This window comes from Methanogenium sp. S4BF, from assembly GCF_029633965.1.
Taxonomy (GTDB): domain Archaea; phylum Halobacteriota; class Methanomicrobia; order Methanomicrobiales; family Methanomicrobiaceae; genus Methanogenium.
Map to the genome: position 1 here is coordinate 605,044 of NZ_CP091277.1, position 24,015 is coordinate 629,058.

General features: G+C 41.8%; 14 protein-coding genes and 1 tRNA gene. 6 read left to right on the top strand and 9 right to left on the bottom strand.

Features of this window, described 5'->3' with window-relative positions; all coding sequences use genetic code 11:
- The first annotated feature begins 6 nt into the window (after positions 1-6).
- On the top strand, positions 7-1,032 hold the full coding sequence (locus L1S32_RS03005; protein WP_278156012.1) for a mechanosensitive ion channel family protein: 1,026 nt from the start codon (positions 7-9) through the stop codon (positions 1,030-1,032).
- 3 nt (positions 1,033-1,035) lie between these two features.
- On the opposite strand, the gene L1S32_RS03010 is transcribed toward L1S32_RS03005, so the two are convergent.
- Positions 1,036-1,578, bottom strand: coding sequence for a hypothetical protein (locus L1S32_RS03010; RefSeq protein ID WP_278156013.1), 543 nt, complete (start codon positions 1,576-1,578; stop codon positions 1,036-1,038).
- A 14-nt stretch (positions 1,579-1,592) separates the two neighbouring features.
- Positions 1,593-2,633 carry a PAS domain-containing protein gene (locus tag L1S32_RS03015; RefSeq protein ID WP_278156014.1) on the bottom strand — a complete coding sequence of 347 codons (1,041 nt, stop codon included), beginning with the start codon at positions 2,631-2,633 and terminating at the stop codon, positions 1,593-1,595.
- A 247-nt stretch (positions 2,634-2,880) separates the two neighbouring features.
- Between L1S32_RS03015 and L1S32_RS03020 the strand changes: the two genes are divergently transcribed.
- The gene (locus L1S32_RS03020; protein ID WP_278156016.1) at positions 2,881-3,528 is read left to right on the top strand and encodes a sugar phosphate isomerase/epimerase family protein; all 648 of its coding nucleotides are present in this window, start codon (positions 2,881-2,883) and stop codon (positions 3,526-3,528) included.
- A 148-nt stretch (positions 3,529-3,676) separates the two neighbouring features.
- Positions 3,677-3,748, top strand: a tRNA-Thr gene (locus L1S32_RS03025).
- Positions 3,749-4,365: 617 nt separating this feature from the next.
- Here the strand turns inward: L1S32_RS03025 and L1S32_RS03030 are convergent.
- From L1S32_RS03030 to L1S32_RS03040, 3 genes are all read right to left on the bottom strand, one after another.
- A complete protein-coding gene (locus L1S32_RS03030; protein WP_278156018.1) occupies positions 4,366-5,310 on the bottom strand; it encodes a mechanosensitive ion channel domain-containing protein in 945 nt (314 codons plus the stop codon).
- Positions 5,311-5,706: 396 nt separating this feature from the next.
- Positions 5,707-6,588, bottom strand: a complete 882-nt coding sequence (locus L1S32_RS03035) for a PAS domain-containing protein (RefSeq protein WP_278156019.1) — start codon at positions 6,586-6,588, stop codon at positions 5,707-5,709.
- A 237-nt stretch (positions 6,589-6,825) separates the two neighbouring features.
- Positions 6,826-10,380: a PAS domain S-box protein gene (locus tag L1S32_RS03040; protein WP_278156021.1), complete on the bottom strand. Its 3,555-nt coding sequence runs from the start codon at positions 10,378-10,380 to the stop codon at positions 6,826-6,828.
- A 629-nt stretch (positions 10,381-11,009) separates the two neighbouring features.
- Between L1S32_RS03040 and L1S32_RS03045 the strand changes: the two genes are divergently transcribed.
- A complete protein-coding gene (locus tag L1S32_RS03045; RefSeq protein ID WP_278156024.1) occupies positions 11,010-11,657 on the top strand; it encodes a hypothetical protein in 648 nt (215 codons plus the stop codon).
- 724 nt (positions 11,658-12,381) lie between these two features.
- Positions 12,382-12,996, top strand: coding sequence for a hypothetical protein (locus L1S32_RS03050; RefSeq protein ID WP_278156025.1), 615 nt, complete (start codon positions 12,382-12,384; stop codon positions 12,994-12,996).
- A gap of 1,122 nt (positions 12,997-14,118) precedes the next feature.
- Here the strand turns inward: L1S32_RS03050 and L1S32_RS03055 are convergent.
- From L1S32_RS03055 to L1S32_RS03065, 3 genes are all read right to left on the bottom strand, one after another.
- Positions 14,119-15,087 (bottom strand): Gfo/Idh/MocA family oxidoreductase, encoded by a 969-nt coding sequence (locus tag L1S32_RS03055; RefSeq protein WP_278156027.1) that lies wholly within the window; start codon positions 15,085-15,087, stop codon positions 14,119-14,121.
- Positions 15,088-15,523: 436 nt separating this feature from the next.
- Complete coding sequence (locus L1S32_RS03060) at positions 15,524-16,297, bottom strand: undecaprenyl-diphosphate phosphatase (protein WP_278156029.1); 774 nt, start codon at positions 16,295-16,297, stop codon at positions 15,524-15,526.
- A 74-nt stretch (positions 16,298-16,371) separates the two neighbouring features.
- Positions 16,372-18,984, bottom strand: a complete 2,613-nt coding sequence (locus L1S32_RS03065; RefSeq protein WP_278156031.1) for a hypothetical protein — start codon at positions 18,982-18,984, stop codon at positions 16,372-16,374.
- Between the two features lie 317 nt (positions 18,985-19,301).
- Here L1S32_RS03065 and L1S32_RS03070 point away from each other — a divergent pair, with 317 nt between their 5' ends.
- On the top strand, positions 19,302-22,913 hold the full coding sequence (locus L1S32_RS03070) for a hypothetical protein (RefSeq protein ID WP_278156032.1): 3,612 nt from the start codon (positions 19,302-19,304) through the stop codon (positions 22,911-22,913).
- Positions 22,914-23,428: 515 nt separating this feature from the next.
- Here L1S32_RS03070 and L1S32_RS03075 read toward each other — a convergent pair.
- The gene (locus L1S32_RS03075; protein WP_278156033.1) at positions 23,429-23,848 is read right to left on the bottom strand and encodes a hypothetical protein; all 420 of its coding nucleotides are present in this window, start codon (positions 23,846-23,848) and stop codon (positions 23,429-23,431) included.
- Between the last annotated feature and the right edge of the window lie 167 nt (positions 23,849-24,015).

Sequence of the window (24,015 nt, forward strand, 5' to 3'; positions counted from 1 at the left end):
TCTCATATGTCTGAGATATGGATTGCGGCGGGAATCATTTTTATTGGGATAATTGCAGCCTATACCATTGCCCGGGTGTTTAAATGGCTCCGGCAGAGGGCTGATCTAACCGAATCCCGGTTTGATGATATCCTTGTCATGTCGTTTGGAAAACCAATTATTGCGGGAATACTCTTTTTTTCATTTTTCCTTGCGATGGGATATATCACCATCCCTGAGGGGTATACATGGATTGTCGAAGGCAAATTTCTGAATTCGGTGTACATACTTCTGGGTGCCTGGGTTGTCTCGATATTTGTTGAGAACTTCATAAAATTATATGGTCAGTGGCTTTCTGCCAAAACAGAGAGTGAACTTGACGATAAAATTATGGACATTCTTGAAATTGCTGCCCGGTACATCATCTGGTTTATCGCGATTCTCATCGTCCTTTCATATCTGAATATTGATATTACTCCGCTCATTGCCGCAGGAGGGGTCTTCGGACTGGCCGTTGCTCTTGCGGCACAGGATCTGATATCCAATTTCTTCGGCGGTGCACTCATTGTCGTTGACAAACCCTTTGCCATCGGTGACCGGATAAAGATTGACGGGTACCTTGGGGATGTGGAGAGTGTAGGGCCGAGAAGCACGAGAATCAAGACCCTTGATTACCAGTTGCTGACCATTCCGAATTCAAAAATCGCGAACAGTGTTGTCACCAATTATGCAATGCCGGATGTCAAACTGAAGGTGAAGATTCCTGTTTCTGTTGCGTACGGGAGTGATATACACCGGGTAAAAGAGATCCTCCTTGAAATCTGCCATGATGCGGCAGTGAGTACCCCGTATATCCTGATGGATCCTGTTCCCACGGTATATTTCCTGGAATTCGGGGCGTCAAGTCTGGATTTTATGATGGTTCTCTGGGCAAAAAAGTTCAATATGTCATGGGAAATTAAAGATCACATTAATTTTGAGATTGAACGCAGGTTTGCTGAGGAGGGAATCGAAATACCGTTCCCGCAGATGGATGTGCATATGCGGGAGTAATCCCTATTCTTCAATAATTTCATCCACAAATGTGGTCAGCTGTATCATAAACCCCGGGTCAAGCCCGTTTTTTGCTGCAAAGAGTACACCATGGATATCAGACAGCCGGATTTTGTTTGTGAGATAATGAAGAAATTTTGATATTTTCGCTGATGATACATAGATGAGCATGGTGCTGATTGAGTCAAGCACAATGCACACATCTTCATTCTCAAATTTGTTCAGCGCTTTTGTAAGTGCAATTCCAATTTCGGTGAGATCGCCCGGGTTACTGATAAAGAGTGTATCCTTTGTGTCCTGTTCGTCTTTCCCCAACGCATAATTCGTTATGGTGTCGATAAAATAGACCTTCTCAGGGTTAATATCAGCACGGGCATACATCTTTGAGAGAATCATGGATGGCTGGTTTGAGGTGATCATAATCACATGGAATCCATCTGCGGTAATACGCTGTACAACATCTGTATTCACTTTTTTAAGGAGATGGGCCTCGGACTGAACAAGTATTATCTGCTCTGATGTCAGATCCCCGGGATTAATCACCAACTATCTCTGCTCCTTTACTGAATGGTATCTGGTAATATCACTTCTTCTGTGTCTTTGAAGTGGCCGATTATCGCCTGTGAGAGTTCCCTGAGATTATGATTTATTTGTGAGAGTGCTTTCTGCTGCACCTGCAGTTCAATGAGAATATCTTCATCGTCAAAATCTCCCTCTCTGATGCGTTCAATCAGGGATGTGATATTCCCTTCTACCAGTTCTGCAGGATGGTTCAGGCGCATTGTTGCTTCAGATATATAGCCCCTCATTGTCTGTTGCATTGACAGCTCCTGTGTCATATCCCTGATGATTGCAGAGATGCCCTCAACTGCGCCCTCCTCACCGGATATTGGTGAAAATGTAATAGAGGTGGTAATCATTTTTTGTGCCTTTGAAAGGCATGCGATATTCCCTCTGAAATCCTGCCCTGATGTAACATTCATGAGAATGGATGCAAAGAAATCCTTCTTCTCATCCGGGATATGACGGGAAAACGGTTCTCCAATACTTTCTGTAGCCTCGTATCCGAATATCTCCTCTGCGGCACGGTTCCATGTCAGAATTGACCCATCCGGGCTTATACCAACAATTGCATCGTGTGATGAATTGACGATTTCACTCAGAAGAAGTGCATCGCTTTCGCTTTGCCGGGCGTGGGTTACGTCTGTTCCGGTAGTTACATACAGTTGCGGGGACAGAACGGTTTCAGGAATTCGCTCAATTGTCCAGGAGATATAGCGGATCTGTTTATTTTTTGTTTTAATTTTTGTTTCATAATGAACGGATTTAGTACTTTTTTTCCTGAATGTATCTCTGACAGAGGCAATTATTTCACGATACGTGCTGTCAGGATACGCTACCCTGAGCAGAGTAGCCATATCGGGGACCTCAGCATGAGAATAACCGGTTAAAATCTCTGCTGCCCGGTTCCACAGGAATATTTCTCCGGTATCATCTGTACAGAAAATAATCAGGTGATCAGTGTTCTGTATTACCTGTGGGAGTATGGTGTGTAGAATTACAGCAGTGGTGGTCTGGGGTGTTCCTTCTTTGCCCGGCATTGTCCCTCTCCGAATCGGTGATATGCATATATATTCTTTATATGCATAAAGGCGTTATCTCTTACCTGAATACCCAGATTCCATTGAGCAATGTGTACTGGTGTAGTATAAAGAAGGTTTTTGTTTACCGCCGTTCTGAGGGAATGAGTTTAGTATAAATGGTTCACAATACTCCACTATGATGGGTATATCGACCTCATGTCTGCACGACCGGCCGCTTGAAGAGGCATTGGAAACTCTTTCGGGAATGACTGATTTTGTAGAGATTATGGATGATGGCCCTCATTACTGCCGGTCTGCAGAGGTTCCCGATCAGTTTTCCTTCCGGTATTCAATTCATGCTCCGTCACGGGGAGTGAATATTGCAAGTACCCTTGAACCGATTCGCCTCGCGAGTGTTGAGGTAATCTCAGAAGCCCTGACAATCGCAGGTGAACTGAATGCAAATGTTGTCATCCATCCTGGGTATTCTGCATGGATTGGAGGCCGGGTATCATCACTTCAGGCCCTCCGTCTTTCACTTGATGATGTCCTGACCAGGGCTGATGAGAACGGTGTCACAATCTTTATTGAAAATATGCCAAAATGGCCCTACTTTTTTTTCTGCACCCCTGATGACTACCCGTATTTTGATGACTGCAACATCTGTCTGGACGTCGGGCATGCATTTATGTCCGGGGCTCTTGATTCATTCCTTTGTCTCCCGTTTGCGCACTGCCATATCCATGATAACAATGCAGCAGAGGACAGCCATTCTCCGGTGGGAAGCGGGAGTATTGACTGGAAGAATGTACTGGGCATCCTGAAGCAGAGAAAGGTGGAGCCTGTCCTTGAAGTACGATCTCCGGAGGCCGCAAATGCCAGTCTTTCTACTCTTAAATCTTTTGGTTTTTAATGGTAATTTCGTGGCAGAATGGCAGGATGTCTGCGCACGCAGGGATTTTGACCCCTAAAGTAGGGTCATGAATACCCGTTTCTGAGAACAATTTCAATACTATTTTATACGTATGAAATCGACCTTGTAATACACTCTTATGATGAGTGCCTCAGTGGCTTAGTGGCATAGCGCGTCCTTGGTAAGGACGAGGTCGCGAGTTCAACTCTCGCCTGAGGCTTCATGGGTCGTTGTTTCGGCCCCGGTTCTTTTCTTTTGGTCGTTATTTCTGATAACTGTGAATATCTGAAATGAATATGCGGGATTGACCTGTTTATATTTGAGATTCATTATCTGTAAAACGGGTAATCATTATACATCTGGAAAAGGTGTGATGCTCTGAACCCGGAGGGCAGTTTGCACCCCGAACGCGGTTGTTCATTTACATGTAATTCTTCATTAAGCCAATCTGTCACCGTTGACCTGCAGAGTGCATGGAAAATAACGCATACTTCCGAATTTTGTTTTGAAAGGACATTGTTGGTTCGCATGAGGGGGTGAAATCATTCGGTTTTTCTCTTTAATCAGGGGGTGTCCGGTGGTGTCGATATGCTAAAGGGGCGCCTGAAGGGCGGGAGCTGTCTGATTCTGGTTTAGAAATATTTTTCCGCCCTTGCAGAAATGGAGATCTTATAAGACTGCATGAAAGTGACTGCATGAAAGTTTCTTTTCTGATTATCGGGGTGAAAATCACGTTCATACATGGCAAAATATTTGTTCCGAAGAGTTTCTGTGCCCGTTTCAAAACCTCGTACTTAAATTATCAGAAATCGGAGCTGATAATAAAATTTCAACCGGTTAACTCCTGAGAAGTTCAACCGTATGTCTCCCCTGAATCTCCATGCTTTCACTTGCAATAGAATACGTCTTTGCAGCCGCAACATCTTCTAGGATTTTTCTGTTCAATATATCACTTAGTATTCTTCTGGTCTTTGTGTTTGTTACATATCGTATGCCAAGTTCGACCCAGTTATCGGTCAGTTTTACATATACTGCAGGTTCCGTGACTTTTTTCGGAAGATAATATTTTTCACCCAGCCTCTCCACTTCAATCTCTGCCTGTAGGGTGATCTCCCCTGTTTCTGCCTTTACGATCTCCAGAAAATTGTTGATTGCTGCTTTCCAGTCGCTCTCATATGTCAGTGGTATTCTGATTTCATCCCAGATGAATTCGTGATCTTTTGTATAATTGAATATCCTGCCTGAGATTACGATTGAGTTGGGAAGAATTATCAGGCGTCCTGTTGGCTGTTCGGCATCAATCCATCCCTTAATCTCCATCATTGTCGTGTTCAGAATACCAATGTCCATAATATCTCCAATGGAACCTTCAACCTCTATACGGTCTCCGATTTTGTAGATACTTGTCAGAGCAATGATGATGCCACCGACAAAATTCCTGAACAGATCCTGGAGCGCAATTGCAATGCCGGCAGCGAGAATACCATATGATATCACAAGGGATTCGGTATTTTCAACCCAAATCTGGATAATCAGAACCAAGAAGATTGCGGCGGATATTATGAGAATCCCTTTATTAAATGTAAACTGTGTTTTTCTGTCCTTTATTACTTTTTTTGCAATTATCTCGGTTATAATTTTATAGCCGCAAAATATTGTTCCCATGAGGAGTAATGACAAAAAAATTCTGAAGTATATCGGATCTTCTAAAAAATCGTTGAGAAACCAGAATATGGCAGAGCCGGAGAACAGAATTATGGGGATAATATAATTCCGCAGCATAATCTGAATACATTAAGGAAATACATATATGTTGCCTTCACATTCGAAAAAAAATGGAAGAACTGTGATATTGTTAAATAAGGGGCAATTCATGAATTTTCTGAGTGGTTTCTTCGATCATATAAATCTGCACTATCTTGCAGCTGAAATCCGTGGGTGCACATTTATAGAATTGAATTGGAAGAAATTCTAATGAATGCCTTTGATCCACTTTAATTTCATACCCCATTTACATGCCTTCTTTAGGCAGCAGTATCCCGGGAAAATATCAATACATTGTTAAGGGTTCGGATAATCAAAATCAATCGTTGAAATAATAGCACATTATTTTTAGGTTTGGAAATCTCGTCACATGAAATATATAGTGGAAAAAGTAGGGTGATTTTACAATTTTTATTAATTATTGATTTTTGTTTTCTGTTTATCAGTATCAGAAACTGCCTCATTATCATTCGTCGCATCTGCATATTTCCTGAAGAAAGCCCTGATATTTTCTGCCTCGATATTTCCAATATTGAGTTGCCGGATTATCTTATCAATCTCATTTGCCTGTTCTTTGATTTGATCTGTCATCTCGACATTTTCAAGGTCGGTAATGCCGATGATTACCTGCAATGGATTCCTGATTTGGTCATTCAGTTCTGCAATATGTTCTACCTTGACCAATAGCTCACTGATGTTTTTAAGAAGCTCCCGGAATTTTTGCTCACTTTCCTGAAGGGCTTTTATTGATCTACGGTATTCTGTAATATCTTCAAGGATAATGGTAATTCCGGGCGAACCGTCCGCAAAAACGGTTGGGATGACTTTCATCTTAAAAAACAGTTCATCCTCATCTTTTAGTATCCTGATTTCTTCTACGACTTCTTCTCCTTCCAGGGCCTGATCGATCTTTGGCTGGAGATCAATCCCTGTGTTGAGGGGGAGAAGAATCTCCTGAATCTTTTTATCGATAATATCTTCTTTCCTGCGATGAAGGAGGGAAATGGTATTGCTGTTTACCTGAACAATTTTCAGGGCATTATTCAGGACAATTACATAATCCGAAGAGAGATTCATCATCGCAGATATCGGCACACGCTGCGAGATGAAGTATACCTTGGACTGCCCATACGTCTCCATATCGACCTCCCCGGATGTCCGGAGGATGTCCAGATAATGTCCAACGGTAATCCTGTTCATCCCGATTATTTCGGTAATCTGCGTAACTGACATGCCCCGTGGATTCTGCTTTAAAATTTCAAGAATCTTTGTCAGTCCTTCATGATTTTCTTTCATGGCTAGGTGATATACGGTTGTAATGGTATTTAATGATTTACTTTACTATCTATCATATATGTTTATCATACCTGTGTGGCTTTATTGGAAGGCATTATGTGGTGCAGATTCGATTTGAATGTCAGGTACGTTTTGGAGTTGTCACCCGTTCACTCTATTTTCAAACTATCGTCATCAGCTGGATTGGTCAGATCCTGCCATTGTGGCCTCCTAAAATCCTGGTTTGACACTTGTACCTTACCTGTCATATTCACTGCCAATCCACAGAATATTTGAAACATCACCTGTGTGATCAAAAATTTTTTCCAGATTCCATGTTACGTTAACGGGTGCACCACCCTGTGACATGAGGGGGACTGAAACCTCTATGGGCTCTTCTTTTGGATTGTTTAGAATTATGTTCTGAATGTCCCTGATTTCGTGGTGTGAAGGGGTGGGGATGAATGTCAATATTTCTTTCCCGATAATTGAAGTGTCACCGCCAAGGATTTCAGTAATTTTTGGATTTGCACGGGTAATTGTCCCATTCCTGTCGACCGATAATACCGGGCGGTTCTGATTTTTATTGCATATGGATGCAAATTCTTCATTTTGTTTCCGGATATCAATGATGTGATTGTTCCTGATAGTTTCAAGAATTGTTCTGAGATCTTTTTGTGACTCTTCAGGCTGCGTTTTGATCTCTTTTTCTACCGGATCTCCGGGGGCAGTATTTTTAGCCAGCTCTTCTTCATACCAGCATCTTTGAAGGGTAACTGATGCCTGATTAACAAAAATTTCGATAATTGATGTGATTTCATCGTTAATCCGGTGTGGTACAGCAAATGAAATGCTCCCAAATAATGTATTGTCTCTTGATATGCCGATCATATAGCATTCATAGAGGTCCAGGACGTCATTGATCGTTTTGCAGACATCTTCTGAGAAGTTCTTCATAAAAAGATCATACAGGCCGCCTGAGAGGTGGATCAGCCTGTTGGAATTCAGATATTGGCGATAATCGTCAGGAATTCTGAATTGCTTATCCAAAACCTTCTGGTTGAGCATAGTGCTTAGCATATTTTCGTATCCCTCAATTTCACCTTTAATTGATTTGATTTTTAATGTCTCGTGATTCTCTGTATGGGAGGTGACTACTGCCACACCGCCGGGAATAAGCGAAATAAGTTCGGATGAAATGTAATCAAATATTTTTTCATTGTTTGGGTGTTTGGCAAAGTTCATGGCAGATCTGGAAATGAATTCTAAATTTTTTATATATGTTTTCTCTTTTATTTCGCTTTTTTTTCGGGTAGTAATATCTGTACCTACTGCAGAGATCCCTGTGAGGTGACCTTTTGCGTCTATTATGGGACTGTTTGTCCAGGCTATCCATTTGATTTCGCCATTTCTGTCGGTATATTTGTTTTCCGTAACTCTGAATTGTGCAGGGTTTTCAAGAAGGTTATCAATAATATCTTTAAATATCTGGTTATTTTCCATTGGTTCAGAGAAAATGGTATCAAATGCGTTTTTTTCTATTAGTTCTCCCTTTTGATATCCAAGCAGGTTTTCCCCGTATTCATTTACAAACAAAATTTTGCCGGTTATATCAGTTTTCAGGAGAATTGCACATGTTTTCTCAATCAAATCACGATATTTTACTTCGCTTTGGAGCAATTCGTCTTCCATCCTCTTTCTATGTGTCATATCCTGTATGGATTCAATTGCACCAATGACGTTTCCTTCCTTATCAAACAGTCCTGTTGCTTTCACCCAGAGGTGTGCCCCTTTTTTATTATTCATATGGGCCGACCAGATCTCCGCATTTAATGAATTCCCTTCTTTCCATATCGTATCGGGGGGGTTGTATTGCGTCATATCGCGGGAGATTACATAATCAATTAACATTGCCCGTTTTGCACCGTAAAAGGGAATTGAATACGAATTGTCGCCCCTGCCGATAATTTCCTCCTTGGGTACTCCCGTCAATTGTTCCATTGCCTTATTCCATGCAATTACTTCGGAATCACTGTTAATCACGAATGTCGCTTCAGGCAGAAAATCGATAATGTCTGTTAACCGGGAAATGGTGCTCGTTAAGTTTGATTCATATTCCTGCCTCTCTGTGATGTCTCTTTTAACAACTGCAATTTTTTCGACCTCTCCGTCTGAATTCACAATGGGTGAGAGGGAAAAATCATATGTCCTCCCGCCAATTTCGTCTACAAACGAATCTGATATTTTTGACACAGTAATTTCAGAGGTAACATCTCTGATATTTCGGGCAATCTCTTCGGGAATGAACTCAAAAATGCTTCTGCCCGTAATTGATTTGATATTGAGTGAATCATCTGAACAATAATTTCTGATGTATTCGCATGATGATTTGTTCAATGACAATATGCGTCCGTTTAAATTAATGAGGAGTGAATTATCATTCGTTGAATTCAGTAAAAATCGTGTATTTTCTTCATTGCGTTTTAGTGCTTTTTTTGCCAGTACTGCCTCGGTGATATCTCTTCCAACAAACTGGAATTCATGGATATTCCCTTCTGTATCAAGTATGGGTGAGATGCTGCTTTCGATCCATCTGGTTTTCCTGCCCTGCCCCTGAATGCGGAATTCAATAATTTTTGATTGCCTTTCAATATCGGCCAGATTCATGCATTTCTGAATCGCCTCTTTATCGTCCTGGTGTATATCCAGTGATTCCAGCGATTTAATAATGTGCGGGTCTTTTTGTATGGTGAAATGTCTGCAGAATGCGTCGTTAACATAATTTATCTGGTGATCCGGAGATATGCGGCAGATCAACTCCTGCTGTCCTTCAACAATGTCTCTGTACCGGTTTTCACTTAATTTTAAATTATTCTCCGCATTTTTTCTTTCGGATACATCCCGGATAATATAGAGAACAACCAGTTTATCATGCAGAGAAAACACATGGGCACTGGCCTCAACCGGCAATCGTGTACCGTCTTTTCTGACCTGTATTCCGCCATAAATTGAATGATATTTCTCTGCAAGGCCAGTTTCGATTGAACAGTCCGGCCCGTGGAATTCTGAATGAAAGATTTCCCCGAATTCCATCTGAAAGAATTCATCCCTTGTATATTGAAGTTTTTTGCAGGCAGTATCATTTACTTCAATTAATTTTCCGATGCGCTGGTCATCCGTAATGTCGTAGAGGAATATTGAGTCATTTGCATTGTGAAATAAATTCTTAAATTTTTCTTCATTTTCTGTGAGGGCGTCCCGTATCCTCTTTTCTTCTGTAAAATCTTTGATGATTATGATAAGTCCGTGCTCTCCGTCCTCCAGTACCGATGGTATATATTTAATGAGGAAATAGTAGCTCGTATCCCTGTGGGTATACATAATTTCTCTGCAGGATTTCTCTCCGTTTTCAATTGAATTGTCGATAAGAGGGAGGAGATTTTCTTCACTGATTACCGGGATTGCAGGATTGGGTATCTCTTTGTTCAGTACATTTTTTTCGTCAAGATCAAAGTATTTCAGGTATTTGTCATTAACCTGAATGATTTTTCGATCATGGTTCAGGAGAACGATTAAATCAGGTGAGCAATGAAGCATCGAATTTATAGGCAATCGGCGAGATAGCGTGTAGACTTTTGCATTGCCGATGAGCTGTACATCAACTTTGCCTGATGCCAGGAGGACCTGGAGATATTTTGCGATAGAATTTCGGTGAATGTTTGTAACATGGGATATCTCTGTTATCGTCATTCCCTTTGATTTGAACTTGAGTATGTTCAGAATTCTATCAAGCAATTCCTGCTCGCTGGGCATAGGTGTTGGATATATGATATTATATTTAAACCTATGTTGGGCACTTGGTTCTTCTCAGGTATTTTATTGGACTTACAAAAAATAATGCTGCCATTTGTGCCTATAATATTCAATTAAATGATTTTTGTGGCATGAATTGTATTTAAATTCATTTTATGTCCGTTGATGTGATTATATATATTTATTGTGTATTTGGTGCTGGGGGTCCGTTGGCTGAAAGAAACAAAAGGGGCATTTCTGATCATTTTCCAAGGGACGTCTCTTCAGATTTCATCGAAATATCTGGTTTCATATATCTGTATGAGACCGGATATTTTCAGTATGGAATGGATGACCATCTAACTGACATTCCGAAGTATTTTATGTATGTGTTGTGTTGGATGCGATATTTTCAGGTGTTTTGGCTCTTATAATGTTCATATCCCCGGCAACAAAATTTCTGCAGAAAGCCTTCACCCAGAAGGGAATGTTCATGCCCGGGGGATCGATTTTCTAATTATGCCTGCTATGTCAGGCATATTCCTATATATCCTAATTGGTTAACGGGGGGTGTATATGTAAGGCTGTGTTCGACGGTCCTGATGGTGGGATGCCGCCGGTTTTACATGTAATTTGAGTGAGGTATGAAAATGAAAAAAATTATTGTGGCATTGCTGGTTGCTGCTCTCTGTTTGGTAGCACCGGCTGTTGCACTTGATTGGGAGATGCTTCCATTCAGCACACAGGTGATGATTGACGGTACGTATCCTCCGGGTGCGGTATGTGGATCGTACTTTGACGTGTACATTGGTGGAGACTCTGTAGGCCTTATTGCAGAGGAAAGCAATGGAATGGTCTATCCCGGATGGTGTGTCGACACAATGACCGATTCAATCAAGGATTATTGGTATTGTGCTGAACTTAGCAGCACCATCGGTGTAAGCGAAAAGTGGAACAAGATAAACTGGGTTATTAACAACAAGGGGGACGCAACATCCGGAGAGGTCCAGGCAGCTATCTGGATGATCCTTGGTCAGAAGGTCCCGGCCCGGTATGCCGATTGGGAGACCGCGGTTGCACTTCAATTAGTCAATGATGCAGACCCTTCGTTTATTCCTGAATGTGATATGATTGGGGCAGTTCTTGTTGTACCATGTCAAATGACCGGACAGGCGGCAGTCATTGAAGTTCCGATGCCACCGTGCCCACCACCAGTCCCTGAATTCCCAACAATGATGATTCCGGTATTCCTTGTCGGGAGTGTAATGGTTGCAGCCAGTGTTCTGAAAAAGGAGTAATACCTGACGAACCCTATCCATTTTTTACCACAATTAATGAATGAATCATCTATGTTCACAGTTTTATCATAATTTTGGTCTCTCCGTTACAATGCCGGAGGATTGTATTATTATTGAATCGTTCCCGGGACGGTATATGGTGTGTCTGCCTTTCTTCCTGTGGATTCCCAAATGATATGGATGATGATCTGCTATCCTGGTGAAGTCATACCCCTTTAGCCGGGATGAAAAATCCCCGGAGATTCGGACTTTCTTTCTGTTCCGTTTGCATCCTTTGGGTCTGATATGATCTCATAATTATTCTGGTTCCGGATGCTTGTTTTCAACGGGATCGTATCCACGGTCGTTTCACGTCCTCAATTAGTGCATTTCCTTCCCGCATCCCATTCCTGAAATGGATTATTGATTTGGAGCTTTTCTAAAACCCTTCTAAATTCATGTCTCTCAGTTTGGAAAATCCAAATAATATGGTGGGAACTGTACATGGTTTTTTACAAAACTGAATCCGGCTTACTCGAAAAAAAATGGCTATCCGGTCATGAAAATGCTGAACACAAGCGCCGGGCGTTTCATTTTATATCCAAAATGATACTTCTGTCAAGGGCTGGTTGGGGTTGGCATGTATGGTGCGTCCCTTGAGATAACGGGGTGTGTGTCCGGACCCTGTATGCAGAATTCATCAGATCAGTCCTGAATTGGACTAATGTAGGGGTGAAAAAAGGGTATGAAACGAAGCCTGTGGATAATTCCCTTTATTTTGGCTATTGTGGGTGTAATGGCTGTATACGCCAGTGCAGGCCAGGGGTATACTATCACAGACATCCATTCTCAAATTGGTTCCGGGTGTGACCTGAATAAAATCCCTGATGACGGAATCTCAGTTATAAAATATCCGAGCGACAAATCGACTGAAGCTCAGGTGGGGTTTTTTGTTCAGTGTTGCGGGGCAGATTGCCCTGCTATGTCTGTTTCCCATACTGGTCTGCAATGTTTAGGTGCATCTGAAGATGCTTCGTGGAGCAGGCATGATGCAGATGTTGTATTTGAAAATGAATATGCAGCGCCATTCCAAGATGGTTTGGCAACAGGGGGAACTTCCGGGAGCATATATCATGGGGCCAATGTCAGTGCGCCGGGACGGGCAGTTCTTTTTGAAGATGACTCTATTCTCCCCTACTCTGCAATTCCTGCCCCGGAATTCCCAACTATTGCTGTGCCTGCAGGTCTTCTGGTTGGCATGATATACATTATATTCCTGCTGAAGGGCAAAGGACGAAAAGATCTCTCGTATCAGGAACGAGTGGATAAATCGCGAGTTAAGGAAGAGTTCACCCAATGAGGGAGTGGCCCATTTCGGCTTTTTTTGTATTTTTTTGGCTGAATATTATTCTGCATTTGAGTATACTCGTGGCTATTGTTTTCTGTAACGGTGAAACTGGGTGGGGAAGAGACATTTTGACTTCTAATCTGTGGCAGAATGGTGTGTGACGTGCAAAACGGTTGGCACCGTATATCCATCTGACGCAATGGCGGAATCACTGACGATTAACCAGTGATAAAAATAACTGCACACATAATCAGACTGAACATCTCCACCACCAAAGGTGCATAGAATAGGAATTTCCGGTAATGGTTATTGCTGGTGCCCGGGTTGGTTCAACTCCGTTTTATTCAGAATTGAATTCAATATGGAATATGCCAGGGAATGAACTATTCACTGGATTATGTGTGGGCTAAGGGAATGGTGCACATGTTGCCGGAGAGCCAGATGAGGGACCTGAGTCGTTACAGACATAGGGGCCGCTTCTCCTTTCCTGAATTACTGCATCCATGGCAACCCCTGGTGTTGTGAAGAGTATGGGGTGCTCATTTCTTATCTCGATTGCAAGCGAACCAATGAATTCATTGGCATACGTATCGGACGGAGAGGGCATCGATTTTAAGGAATTCCCATCTCATCCGGGATTCCTGATTTGATGGGTAATCAACGTACATCATGGGACAAATCCACTGGCAGATGCCGGTATACTGAGGGGGCTGAAGGGATAGTCACCATTCACATCAATCACATTTTCGTCACAATATGTAAGCAAATATCCTATCCAGAACCTTTCTTTCATTTTTTTGTCATTCTCTAGCTAATATGGAGGTTTTGGTGCAATTGGTTTATTACCTGGTATGTTCATTTCCTTTGGATGACAATCAACGTCGTTATACCGAATCATGACTGATATGTCTGAAGATATATCTGAAGTCTGGTCTGCATTCTGATTTTGAGAAGGTGAGGTGGTGAAAGATATCATTATTTTTTTACAGCCATATAATCCACTTTTGACTTGATGGATCTATGTTCGGAAAATATTTTAAAAAAAGGACAAGGGTTTTTCTCTCTCTAAAGGGGTGTGTGAATGTGCAATCACTCATTTATTCGGGTCTTGTTTCTGTCATGGGTGATTCTGTATTACAGCGAACCTTCTGTTTCAATGCACTGGCGTGAATCCTGTTGTATTTCTGATTTTCTTGCACATTTTTGCTTAATCTCCTCGCAAATCTGAACATTCCGAATTGCCTGGGCCGGTGTTATGGGAAATTCCCTCCCTTCTTTTGCGCACTGAACAAAGGTGGAAAGTTCCATCTTCAGGGGTTCGATCTTATTGACCATGACCTTTTCAATCACATTCTCCTGAACATACCGTTCACTCTCATGGGTATATCGCTCCGGTTTCCGGTGAACAAAGACTTCCTGGGTCATGAAGTCGCCTTCTATTGTGAAATCTTCTTCTTCGATATAGATCATCCGGATTTTCTTCGATGCCTTCCTGCTCGCAGAAAGATACACCGGGACCTTTTCAAAATCAAATAATGCACCGCAGATATCATTATTGCCAGAACATGAGAGATTGTATGCTCCTCTGAAGCAACAGTTGTTAAATATTATATCGATATCATGAATCATCAGATCTTCAACAACAGATCCTCCGGTAATTCGCATGGATGCAGGATTATGGCGTTTAATCTCCACATATATCGGGTCTTTTACAATGCGCCTGATCTCCTCCACAATTGGGTTTAACCGCTCGATATGACCGACACCAACAACGAGTTCATCGGGAATTTTCTCACAAAGGGCTGTTGCCTCTGCTGATGTCAGGCAGACCGGTTTTTCTATCAGCATGTGTACGCCGGCTGCTGCTGCTTTCAGTGCCGTTTCATAATGGTATTCCGTTGGAACACAAATGCTGACTGCATCGACCTGTCTGAATAGATCATCCAAAGAGCCAGCGACGTTCGTTCCCGTTTTTTTTGCAATATCTGATGCTGCCTCGGTGTTTATGTCATAGACAATCACATCTCCGACACTTTTCAGTTCGGAATACACACGGGCATGATTCTTCCCCATTACTCCTGTTCCAATGACTCCAACATCCATTTAAATCACTCCGTTATTTTCATACAGAGATTCAGGCAGCATTCCGGAACCTCCCTGGTGCTGCCTTTCCGGTGATCTTTCATTTGAAAGACTCTTACTGGCGTGGGCACATATGCGGACATCAATTTATGAGAGATATCCGGATGTGCTGGCCATTGTTGTTCACCCAATCTCCGTTTGCTAACAAGCCCTGAATGTTGTAAATCACTATTTAGATTTATGCCGGGCAGTGGCTGGATGATTCTTTGTTTATTCGAAATACAATTTAATATATTTAAAAATGCGGATTATATTTGGATTTAGTCCTTAAAATGTGCATATAATAAGGCAATCTAATCAAATTGCGAATTTTCTGGTAATTTCGAAAGCGGGTTGTATAAGCAATGCACCAGGACTGCCCGAGAGACTTGTTGTAATGAATATTCTGATTTCATTTCTACAGAAGTAAGACAAATAAGATCGTAACAGCACCAAGGATGATACAGAATATCCAGAATGGTGTCCGTTTCGCTATCTTCAGGAGGACATTCATTGATATGTAACCAAAAAAAAGGGATGACACAGTTAAAATGAATGCAGTCTGGAGTGGTATAAGTCGAATCGTCCCAAAATCAATGAGGAAAATTGATAATGCTGCAGGGACACTCATCAGAAAAGAGATCACCAGTGCTGTTTCCTGATTTATTTTTTGTGCAAGAAGCGCTGCCATGGTAATGCCGGACCGTGAAATCCCCGGAAGAATGGCAAACCCCTGAGCTAAACCTGTAATGATGGTATCTTTGTCAGTCATTTGATCCATTTCCTTCTTTCCTGAGGTTCCCGAGGCTTTCATAATTATGCCGGTAAGGATCAGCATACCCCCAATTAAAAGCGTAAAGGTGGATGAATTTTGTCCGGGGGATATTGATTTTAATAAAAAATATAGGGGCAGGGCGGTTACAGCCGTTGAAAGAGATGCGATCAGGATGATTCTTGTTGGTTTATAGTCCAGGCGAAGGTTTCTTAAAATCTGGATGAACTCCTCCCTGAAACGGATTATCACTGCTATCATTGTGCCGAAGTGAAGATAAAATGCATAGGAAAGAGCCGTTTGAGGATTCATGTGGAGGGAATTAAGCAAATAGAGCATGGTCTGTGCTTCACTGCTTATCGGGAGCCATTCAATGGTTCCCTGAATTGCACCTGCAATAACTGCTTCCATGCCGTTCATACGATAGAATGGAGTGGGTTCGCTATGATTAATAGTTTGTGCAGAATTACGAAACCGAACATATCGGGGGGGTGTTATCGTTTGTTTCTCCTGGCGCACCAACCGATGCCCGTGAGAACGATAATCCCTGTCATAAGGCTGGTGGCTATACTTCCTGTTTTTTGCTCAGCTGGAAATATTTCCGTTGTTTTTTCTGGTATATCATCAGCGATGGAGAATGTCTGAGATGAATCGGGTGATGTGAATTCATTCAGGAGAATGATGTGAGCTGTTTGTCCCTTTGACTGAATCTCAAATGCAGAATTATTTTTATCGGAAAAAATTTTGACTGCAGATCCGTTATTCGTCTCTTCAAATCCGGTATATGGCATTCCATCTCTGTTTATCTGCCGGATTGTATTCTGAGGAATATTAACGGTTGCTTCCATCCCGGGATCAGTTTGCGAAATGGCGATCTGTTCCCTCCCATTCATCCTGAGGTAGGTGCCTCCTGAGATCATACAGTAATAATCTGCTGAATTTGCTGGCTGGCGGTAAAACAGCATCGCTGCATCTGTTTCAAATACATCAAAAGATACATCTCCTTTTCCGGAGTAAATGGTGTCAGTATTGGATGCTGAATTAATTTGCAACGCATTTCCTGTTCCGGTGACAGGAAGTTCAACCGCTTGTTTCCGTTCTTCATACAGGTATCCTGACATGAGAACAGTGATGCGGGAGAGTTCTTCTGCAGGTCTACTCCTCAGATAGACAATTGGTGTAAAAACCTCTGATGCAGCATCATACCCTGCAATTCGGCCAACATGCTTTGTGATAATAATCTCTGATGAAGGAACCGAAAAGATGCTCAGCAGAACCTGATTTTTATACGGATTTGATGTTTCCCAGCTGATTGAATTCGTTCTGATACCGGTTTCGGTTTCCTGCTTATAAGGGAGAGAAAGCCAGTTGTATGAATCCCCGTTTATTGTAAGACTCCCTTTGACATGTCCGATTTCTGCTTCCACATATTCATTATCCCCGTTTTTATCCTCTGTCGGTATAATTTCAAGACTGGACGGGCGCAATACGTTTCGGTATATCCACTCCTGATCACTTGTCAGACTGTCAAATACCACGAAATAATCATCATCGGGATACAGAATCGTCCGGGTATACTGTATTGGTGACGTGAGCGCAACACTTGTTGACCAGTCATTGTCAATCACTGTGCTGATCGTTTCTGAGGCAGCGATCCCCTCCATCCATGGGGTCTGAATCACTGTTTCAACAGTAACCGGGGTATCAATCCCGCCAGCATCTCCTTTATATATCCCTCTTGCCTGGCTGTCTGCCCACGAGGATGTCGTAAACGGGGTCTGCGGGTCTTCGATTTCAATACTGTTGTGGTGTACGCCATATTGTCCGTAATAGGTGTCAAGGACGTGCTTTGTTTCGCCTGCGTCTGCCAGGAGAAGATCTCCGTTGCCGTAATATTCAATGCTCAGCTGGTCATGGTGTGCCATGTCCCGGTTGCTGTTTGTCTGCACATTAAAGGTGACAAGCGACAGCCAGTCTGAATCTTCCTGCCAGTCTTCCCTGAATACCTGATAGATGGCATCTTCATCCAGGCGACTGGTCCAGTCCGGTGAGTCGCGGCTGATGCTGTTGTAATTGCCATAGACACAGAAGAGCAGTTTGGTTGGTGCAAGGTCATTTTCCCTGGAATACGGCAGGAGATTATCTCCTTTGGTCTGGTCAAGGTATCTGAGCACCTCTCCTTTCTCCTGATCATTCAGGAGACTGAGAATGGCCCTTTGGTACGTTTCAAGTGTATTTCCCGCCGTTACATAATTGTTCATGTATCCGTTGGGCATGGTCTCCCAGAGTTCAGACGTTACGATCTTTTTTGCCACCGGATAGTCATCGAGTATATTCCTGTCATAGTGGTTGCTGTATACCTGGAACCACCAGAGAAGATCATCAATCACATATGTCTTGTATGCTCCAAGCAGGTGCTTTCCTGATGCCTCATCAAATCCAAACGATATGAGGGGCCTGTTATATGTGTGAAGTTCATCGTTAACGAAGAGATAATCTGTTCCGGCTTTAATCCAGTCCTCGGGGCCGGAATTTAACGGAATGTTGTTTGGATTGGTGTAGTCCTCAAGTGCGAGTCCTGCGATCGCAACACCTGGATATGCCTGTCCATGGTAGTCAGCAAATGTGACATAGGTCTTTTTCGTTCCGTCGCCATTCAGGTCGCGGTACGTACGGTCTGCAAGTATCGCAAGTTTGTCACGTATGATTGTGTCATCCGCAGAAGTGAGGCCCGGCTGTGCCCAGTCATAGGCAAGGGAATAACCGTTCAGTGATACTGCCCTGTCCATGTCATACGGAGCATCCCCGACATCGAGGTTGAGAAGTGCCTGACGCGCTTTATCAAGGTATTTCTGGTCCTTTGTTATCTGGTAGGCAAGGGCGAGATCACCTGCAAATCCGCTTCGGTATGATACCCTGTTATAGGTCGCCCAGTTTGGATTCGAGAAATCACGTGAGAGTGATGCATCTGCAGATCGGAGAATGCCTGCATTCCAGGTGTTCCATGGTGCAGATGAACTATACTGATAGCCGGGCACTTCGGTAATGTCTGAAAACAGGAGATTCGGATGCGATGCTGCTGATGGGAACGAGCAGCATACAGTCATTGATATGAGAATGAGTGCATATAAATACTTTTTTGTATTAATGCCTGATATTATAGCGAGGGTCTCATTCATGCTTTTATTCATCCGTTCCTGATATAATAATTTATTTAATATTTGGGTTTCGGGAAAATTTTGTGGATCACATTAATATATTACAATAATAGATGAGGTATCAGATTGGTGTGGTAGAGAAACATGCATCACAGAAGGACTGGGTTTACGTTTTGAAAGAGCGACTGACGATTAATTTCTAAAATCTAAATAAAGAATAAAATTCGGTAATTATGGGGTTAATAAGCTCAAACTGGCTGAAAAAGATGGATTACTTTGGGCGAATTCATGCATATTATGCAAAAGACAGATCGTTCTTTATATTGTTGCTTTTTCTTATTGCAGTCCTTCTAATTGGATATCTTATTCCTGCCTTCTATTTTGGCCGTCCTTTTGGAACAGATACGTATACCCATATTTTTCACGTGCAGGAGATGTATGGGACGAATTCACTGTTCGATTTTTATGACGAATTGGGGAAACAGGTATTGAATCCTGCTCTCGAGGATAATATGTTTAATTACCCCTTTGGTTCATGGTTGTTTATTGCTGTTCTTGCAAAGGTGATCAATCTTGAACCAGATTTCACTGCCTTTATCTTTAGTGTGGTGTTTTTGGGAATTGTCGCAATTTCATATTTCGTCTATGCAGGGCTTTTTGTCAAGACGAAATCCCAGAGATTGTTTGCAGTTTTGTTTTTATTTTCTATGCCAAATGTTGTACTGACCGTGAACAATTATCGTCCGTCAACATTCGTTCTGCCATTTTTATTGTTTGCGATATATGCTACATATTCTGAAGAAATTAATTTAAAAAACCTTTTTCTTATGGCATTGGCGGTATTTGCTATAGCGCTGACCCACACGGGAACTCTTATTTACCTGATGATATTTTCTATTGCTTTTTTCTGGATTTATTGCCTATTTGCAAGGAAATTTTCCCGTTCGCTTTTTTTATTGGCATCAAGCACGTTTCTTTTCTTCTGGATTGCGGTAAAATTTTTTCCTCATCTCTATCAACAGTATGCAGCGAAGTCTGCACTCTTTTTGACACCGGGTAATTTCCTTTCAGGTAAATTCCATATCTTTTTTGCTGACGATCTGAGTTCTGTGCTGTATGAAAATCTCTTCATAAATCATCAGTTTGTGTATGTGATTATCTGGTCAGCATTTGTTTTTGCAGTAGGAAGTTTGCTGGTTTTTGTGGGGGAACAGATTTTTCAGCAATATTCACGATTCGAGAATGAGAGAAAACACGCTTTTCTTCCTTTATCAGGCATGTCTCATTCCTTTTTGACAACCCCATTCTGGATTGGACCGATGCATGCAATTCTTGGTGTCATCGGATTTTTCCGGCTTGATTTGAAGGGTAAATGTTTAGCGGTAACCGTTGTTCTGACAACTGTTGTACCGGCAATGATGCAGGCTTCAGAAGGAATAACGGGGGCTACCGGCGCACTCAGAGAAATCTCATACCTCTTCCTGATAATCCCTGTTGCTGCTGTTTTGGGTCTCTGGTATATTATCCCGGTTATAAGGAAGAAAACCAAAAACAGCCATGCGATAATCACGCTGTTGTTTGTTTTGATCTTTACGGTAATTATTGTCACACCGGTAGTTGGGAATGGGTATTATCTGCCTTCGATTTCCGGCGACGATTATATCATCGAAGGAATGCAGTGGTTGTCAGGAACAGGCAACCAGAATGAAAAAGTCGCAGGATACGGGTATCGTACCGTACCTGTGTACAGCGGAAAGATGGACGCATCATATGGCCTTGCGTCCGGTACACAGACCCGTACTTTTATCGAACTCCTAAAAGGCATATACTTCAAAAATAATGGAAATCAGGTGATGGATTTCTATTCTCTGTTCGGTGCCAAATATGTGTTAATTTCTGACAAATTGATCGATAACCTCAACAGTGACAATGAAGAGGTGGTTATTGATTCGGATATGTACCTGGATAAAATATTTTCGAGCAGAGATTTTGGAATATATGCTTTCCTGCAGCTATCAATCAATCCTGCCGGCAATTATTTTACGAACGATCTGGTTTCAATTGACGATGTTGGGTCTAATGTCGAAATTCAGACAAAAATATATAAAGTGGTTATTGATCAGGATACACCAACGATAAAATATCTCGGAACCCCTTCGCAGAATTGCCTTCAGGAAGGTTCAATGTATGAGATGGCCCGGATATCCTGGCTTGGAAATAGTGATGATCTGGGGGCATATACCTTCTTTGATGAGGAGTTTACCCGTGAAGAATCTGAAAATCAACTCATTTATCGCACTGTCCTTAAAGACGATCGTGGGATAAACACCTGGTCATCGGTTGCTGTAGTGTATACATTCCTTCCTGAAACGATTAAAAGAGAATTTATTATTTCAAATGACAGGCTTTCCACAAGTGAAGCACCCATAATGAGAACATATTTCTCAACAAATCTCTTTATGCCCGCATCCACTTTTGTTCTGAAAAAATCCTTTAGCAGGATTGAAAAGGACATATACCCTTCAGAGGATGCAGTAGATATCAATGATGTTTATGAGGAATTTTATTTTTCAGGCGGTGATTCAGGTATATATATCAAATATGATGATACTGCCCCTTATCCCAATTATATTTCATATAAAGGTTCAACGGTATATGATTATAGTTCCTTTAGTGTCGGCAATTTTGAAATAATACAGCCAGGTGCATCTCTTCACATTACGCAGTACATATCCGTTGGGAGTGAGGATCTTGCAAAACAACATATCCTAAATGAAAACCGGATATCATTACATCCGTATCCCGATGGGATTACTCCGCTGATCCTTTGTGGTTATGACTGTGGTGGTAATACCATGAGATACGGAAGGCTTGATACCTTTGCAATAGGGGATCAGAATGTAGAATATACAGACGTTTCAGGTGTTTTACGGCTTAAAAATACTCTTAATTCCGTCTCAACTGATGGCGAAAGGAATATTCCTTACATAATTTCTATTGGGGTCTCCCCTCCTTACAACAACATCCTGTACTGTGAAGGATTGCGTCAGCCCCAGATGGCAATGTATAATGGAAAACCAACAGGAACAGTTATTCTGCCGGAATCTGAACCCAGAACGGAGATGCTGTCAAGCCGGAAAACCCGCCAGGAATTCTTTAATGACTGGGAAAATGTGATCCGTAGTGTTTCTGCAAACGATGACATGGCGCTCTTTCTGATGCGGCCGAAAGATGTGGAAAATCCTGTTTATTCTCAGGATTTTCTGGACATTCTTTCATATGCAAAGGAGTCCGGCCTTACACTCACTGAGCCGGAGGTTATTGCCAATCATTTCAGCAATCTGCAGCAGATTGCCTATAATTCTTCCTTTGAGATGGATGAAGCGACAATAACTGTTATGAATAAAAATGCTGTCCCGGTAGAGGGCGTAACTTTTGTTGTGCGAATGCCAATGCTGGACCGGGATGTCTATGTTGTTGATAATAATGGTGAAATAAAAAAGACGGATAAGTATATTGATCAGAATATAATCTATGTGGCTGTTGATCTGGAACCACAGCAGTCAAAAACGATCACTATTCGGCCTGGTCTTGCAAAAAAGCAGCTCTCTGTTGAAATCCCGGGTTCCCTTAAAGAAGGGACCATAAATATTGTTGTACGTGATGAGATGGGTCAGCCGGTTAACAAAGCCCGGATAATTATTGATGATATGCCCTATACTACGAATGAATATGGCAATGTTTCTTTGTATCTGAGACGGGGTTCATATGAGCTGACTGTGGAAAAGGCAGGTTACCGTAAAGAGATGCGTAATATCAATGTAAACAGCTATCTGTCATTCTTCGAAGAAATTTTTGGATCTGTTTTTTCTTCATGAAAACAAAACAGGAACATCACAGAAATGGCGGTCAAATAAAAAAATCACTATTTTAAAAACTTCAATACCAATTGAAATCTCCGATTATGAATTCTGGTTCGGGCATATCTGATATTTGATGGTCCGGTACTTCTGCTGCAGAAATATCACTGCTCATCATTTTGGGATTGTACTGTGCTGCAGAATCAACAGCCTCGAAATATTATCCGGCTGAAGAAGCCGGAGAGATAATAGCGTGGTGCATGTTATTTGTCGACTGTAACTGGTTTATTCGGAAATGGCATCATATCTTGTGAATCGAAGGGTCGTTCCGCTTAGTAATCTGCAACGGCCCCCGTGCTTCTCTTTGAGAGTGACATTTTCCCATTTGACGGGTAATCTCAGCAAGAGAAAAAAACGAAATGTCTCTGATTCGATCAAATCTGAACAAATGGTCCAAGGATCATACGGGGTCATATATCTGAGCTGCGTTTTATCACATAATGATAAAAAATAGGGGGGAATGGTTTAGGTATTCATTCAATCCAGAAATGGACTTCTTCTGTGTTCATATTGTTTTTATTGGTGAGAAGTACCTGTATCTTTGCAGGATATGATATATTTTCTGTCAGAAGCAACTCTTCATTTTTTTCATAGTTTTCATTGTTGTCCAGTTGGAATTGTTCTGTAGCCATGATTTTATCATTTAAATTTATTTGAATTTCGTAATCCGTGGCTTTTTGTTCAGAACAGGTAACCCCATAGGTAAAAGATATTCTGTCAGTTACTGCCTGATTCTGATATGACTCAGGGATTATATATAGTGATGAATGCTGTTCTTCGGTAAAAATAAACAGATATCCTGTTATCGCAATTGCAATAATTATGGCGATGATTGCTGCAGTCTTAATGATTGAGTAGAATTCTGTCGTATTGCATCCGTCATCCATATTCATTCAAACATATGATGGTACAATATTGTTTAAATATATAGGTGGTGGTGCTAAAAAACCCGAATGAGCTGAATCTTCATTTTTTCAAAATACCGCTTAATATACTCCCGAAATCCAAAATGGTCCCATGCAAACAATGTTTGCATGCCCGGTCATGTACCTGGCGGGCG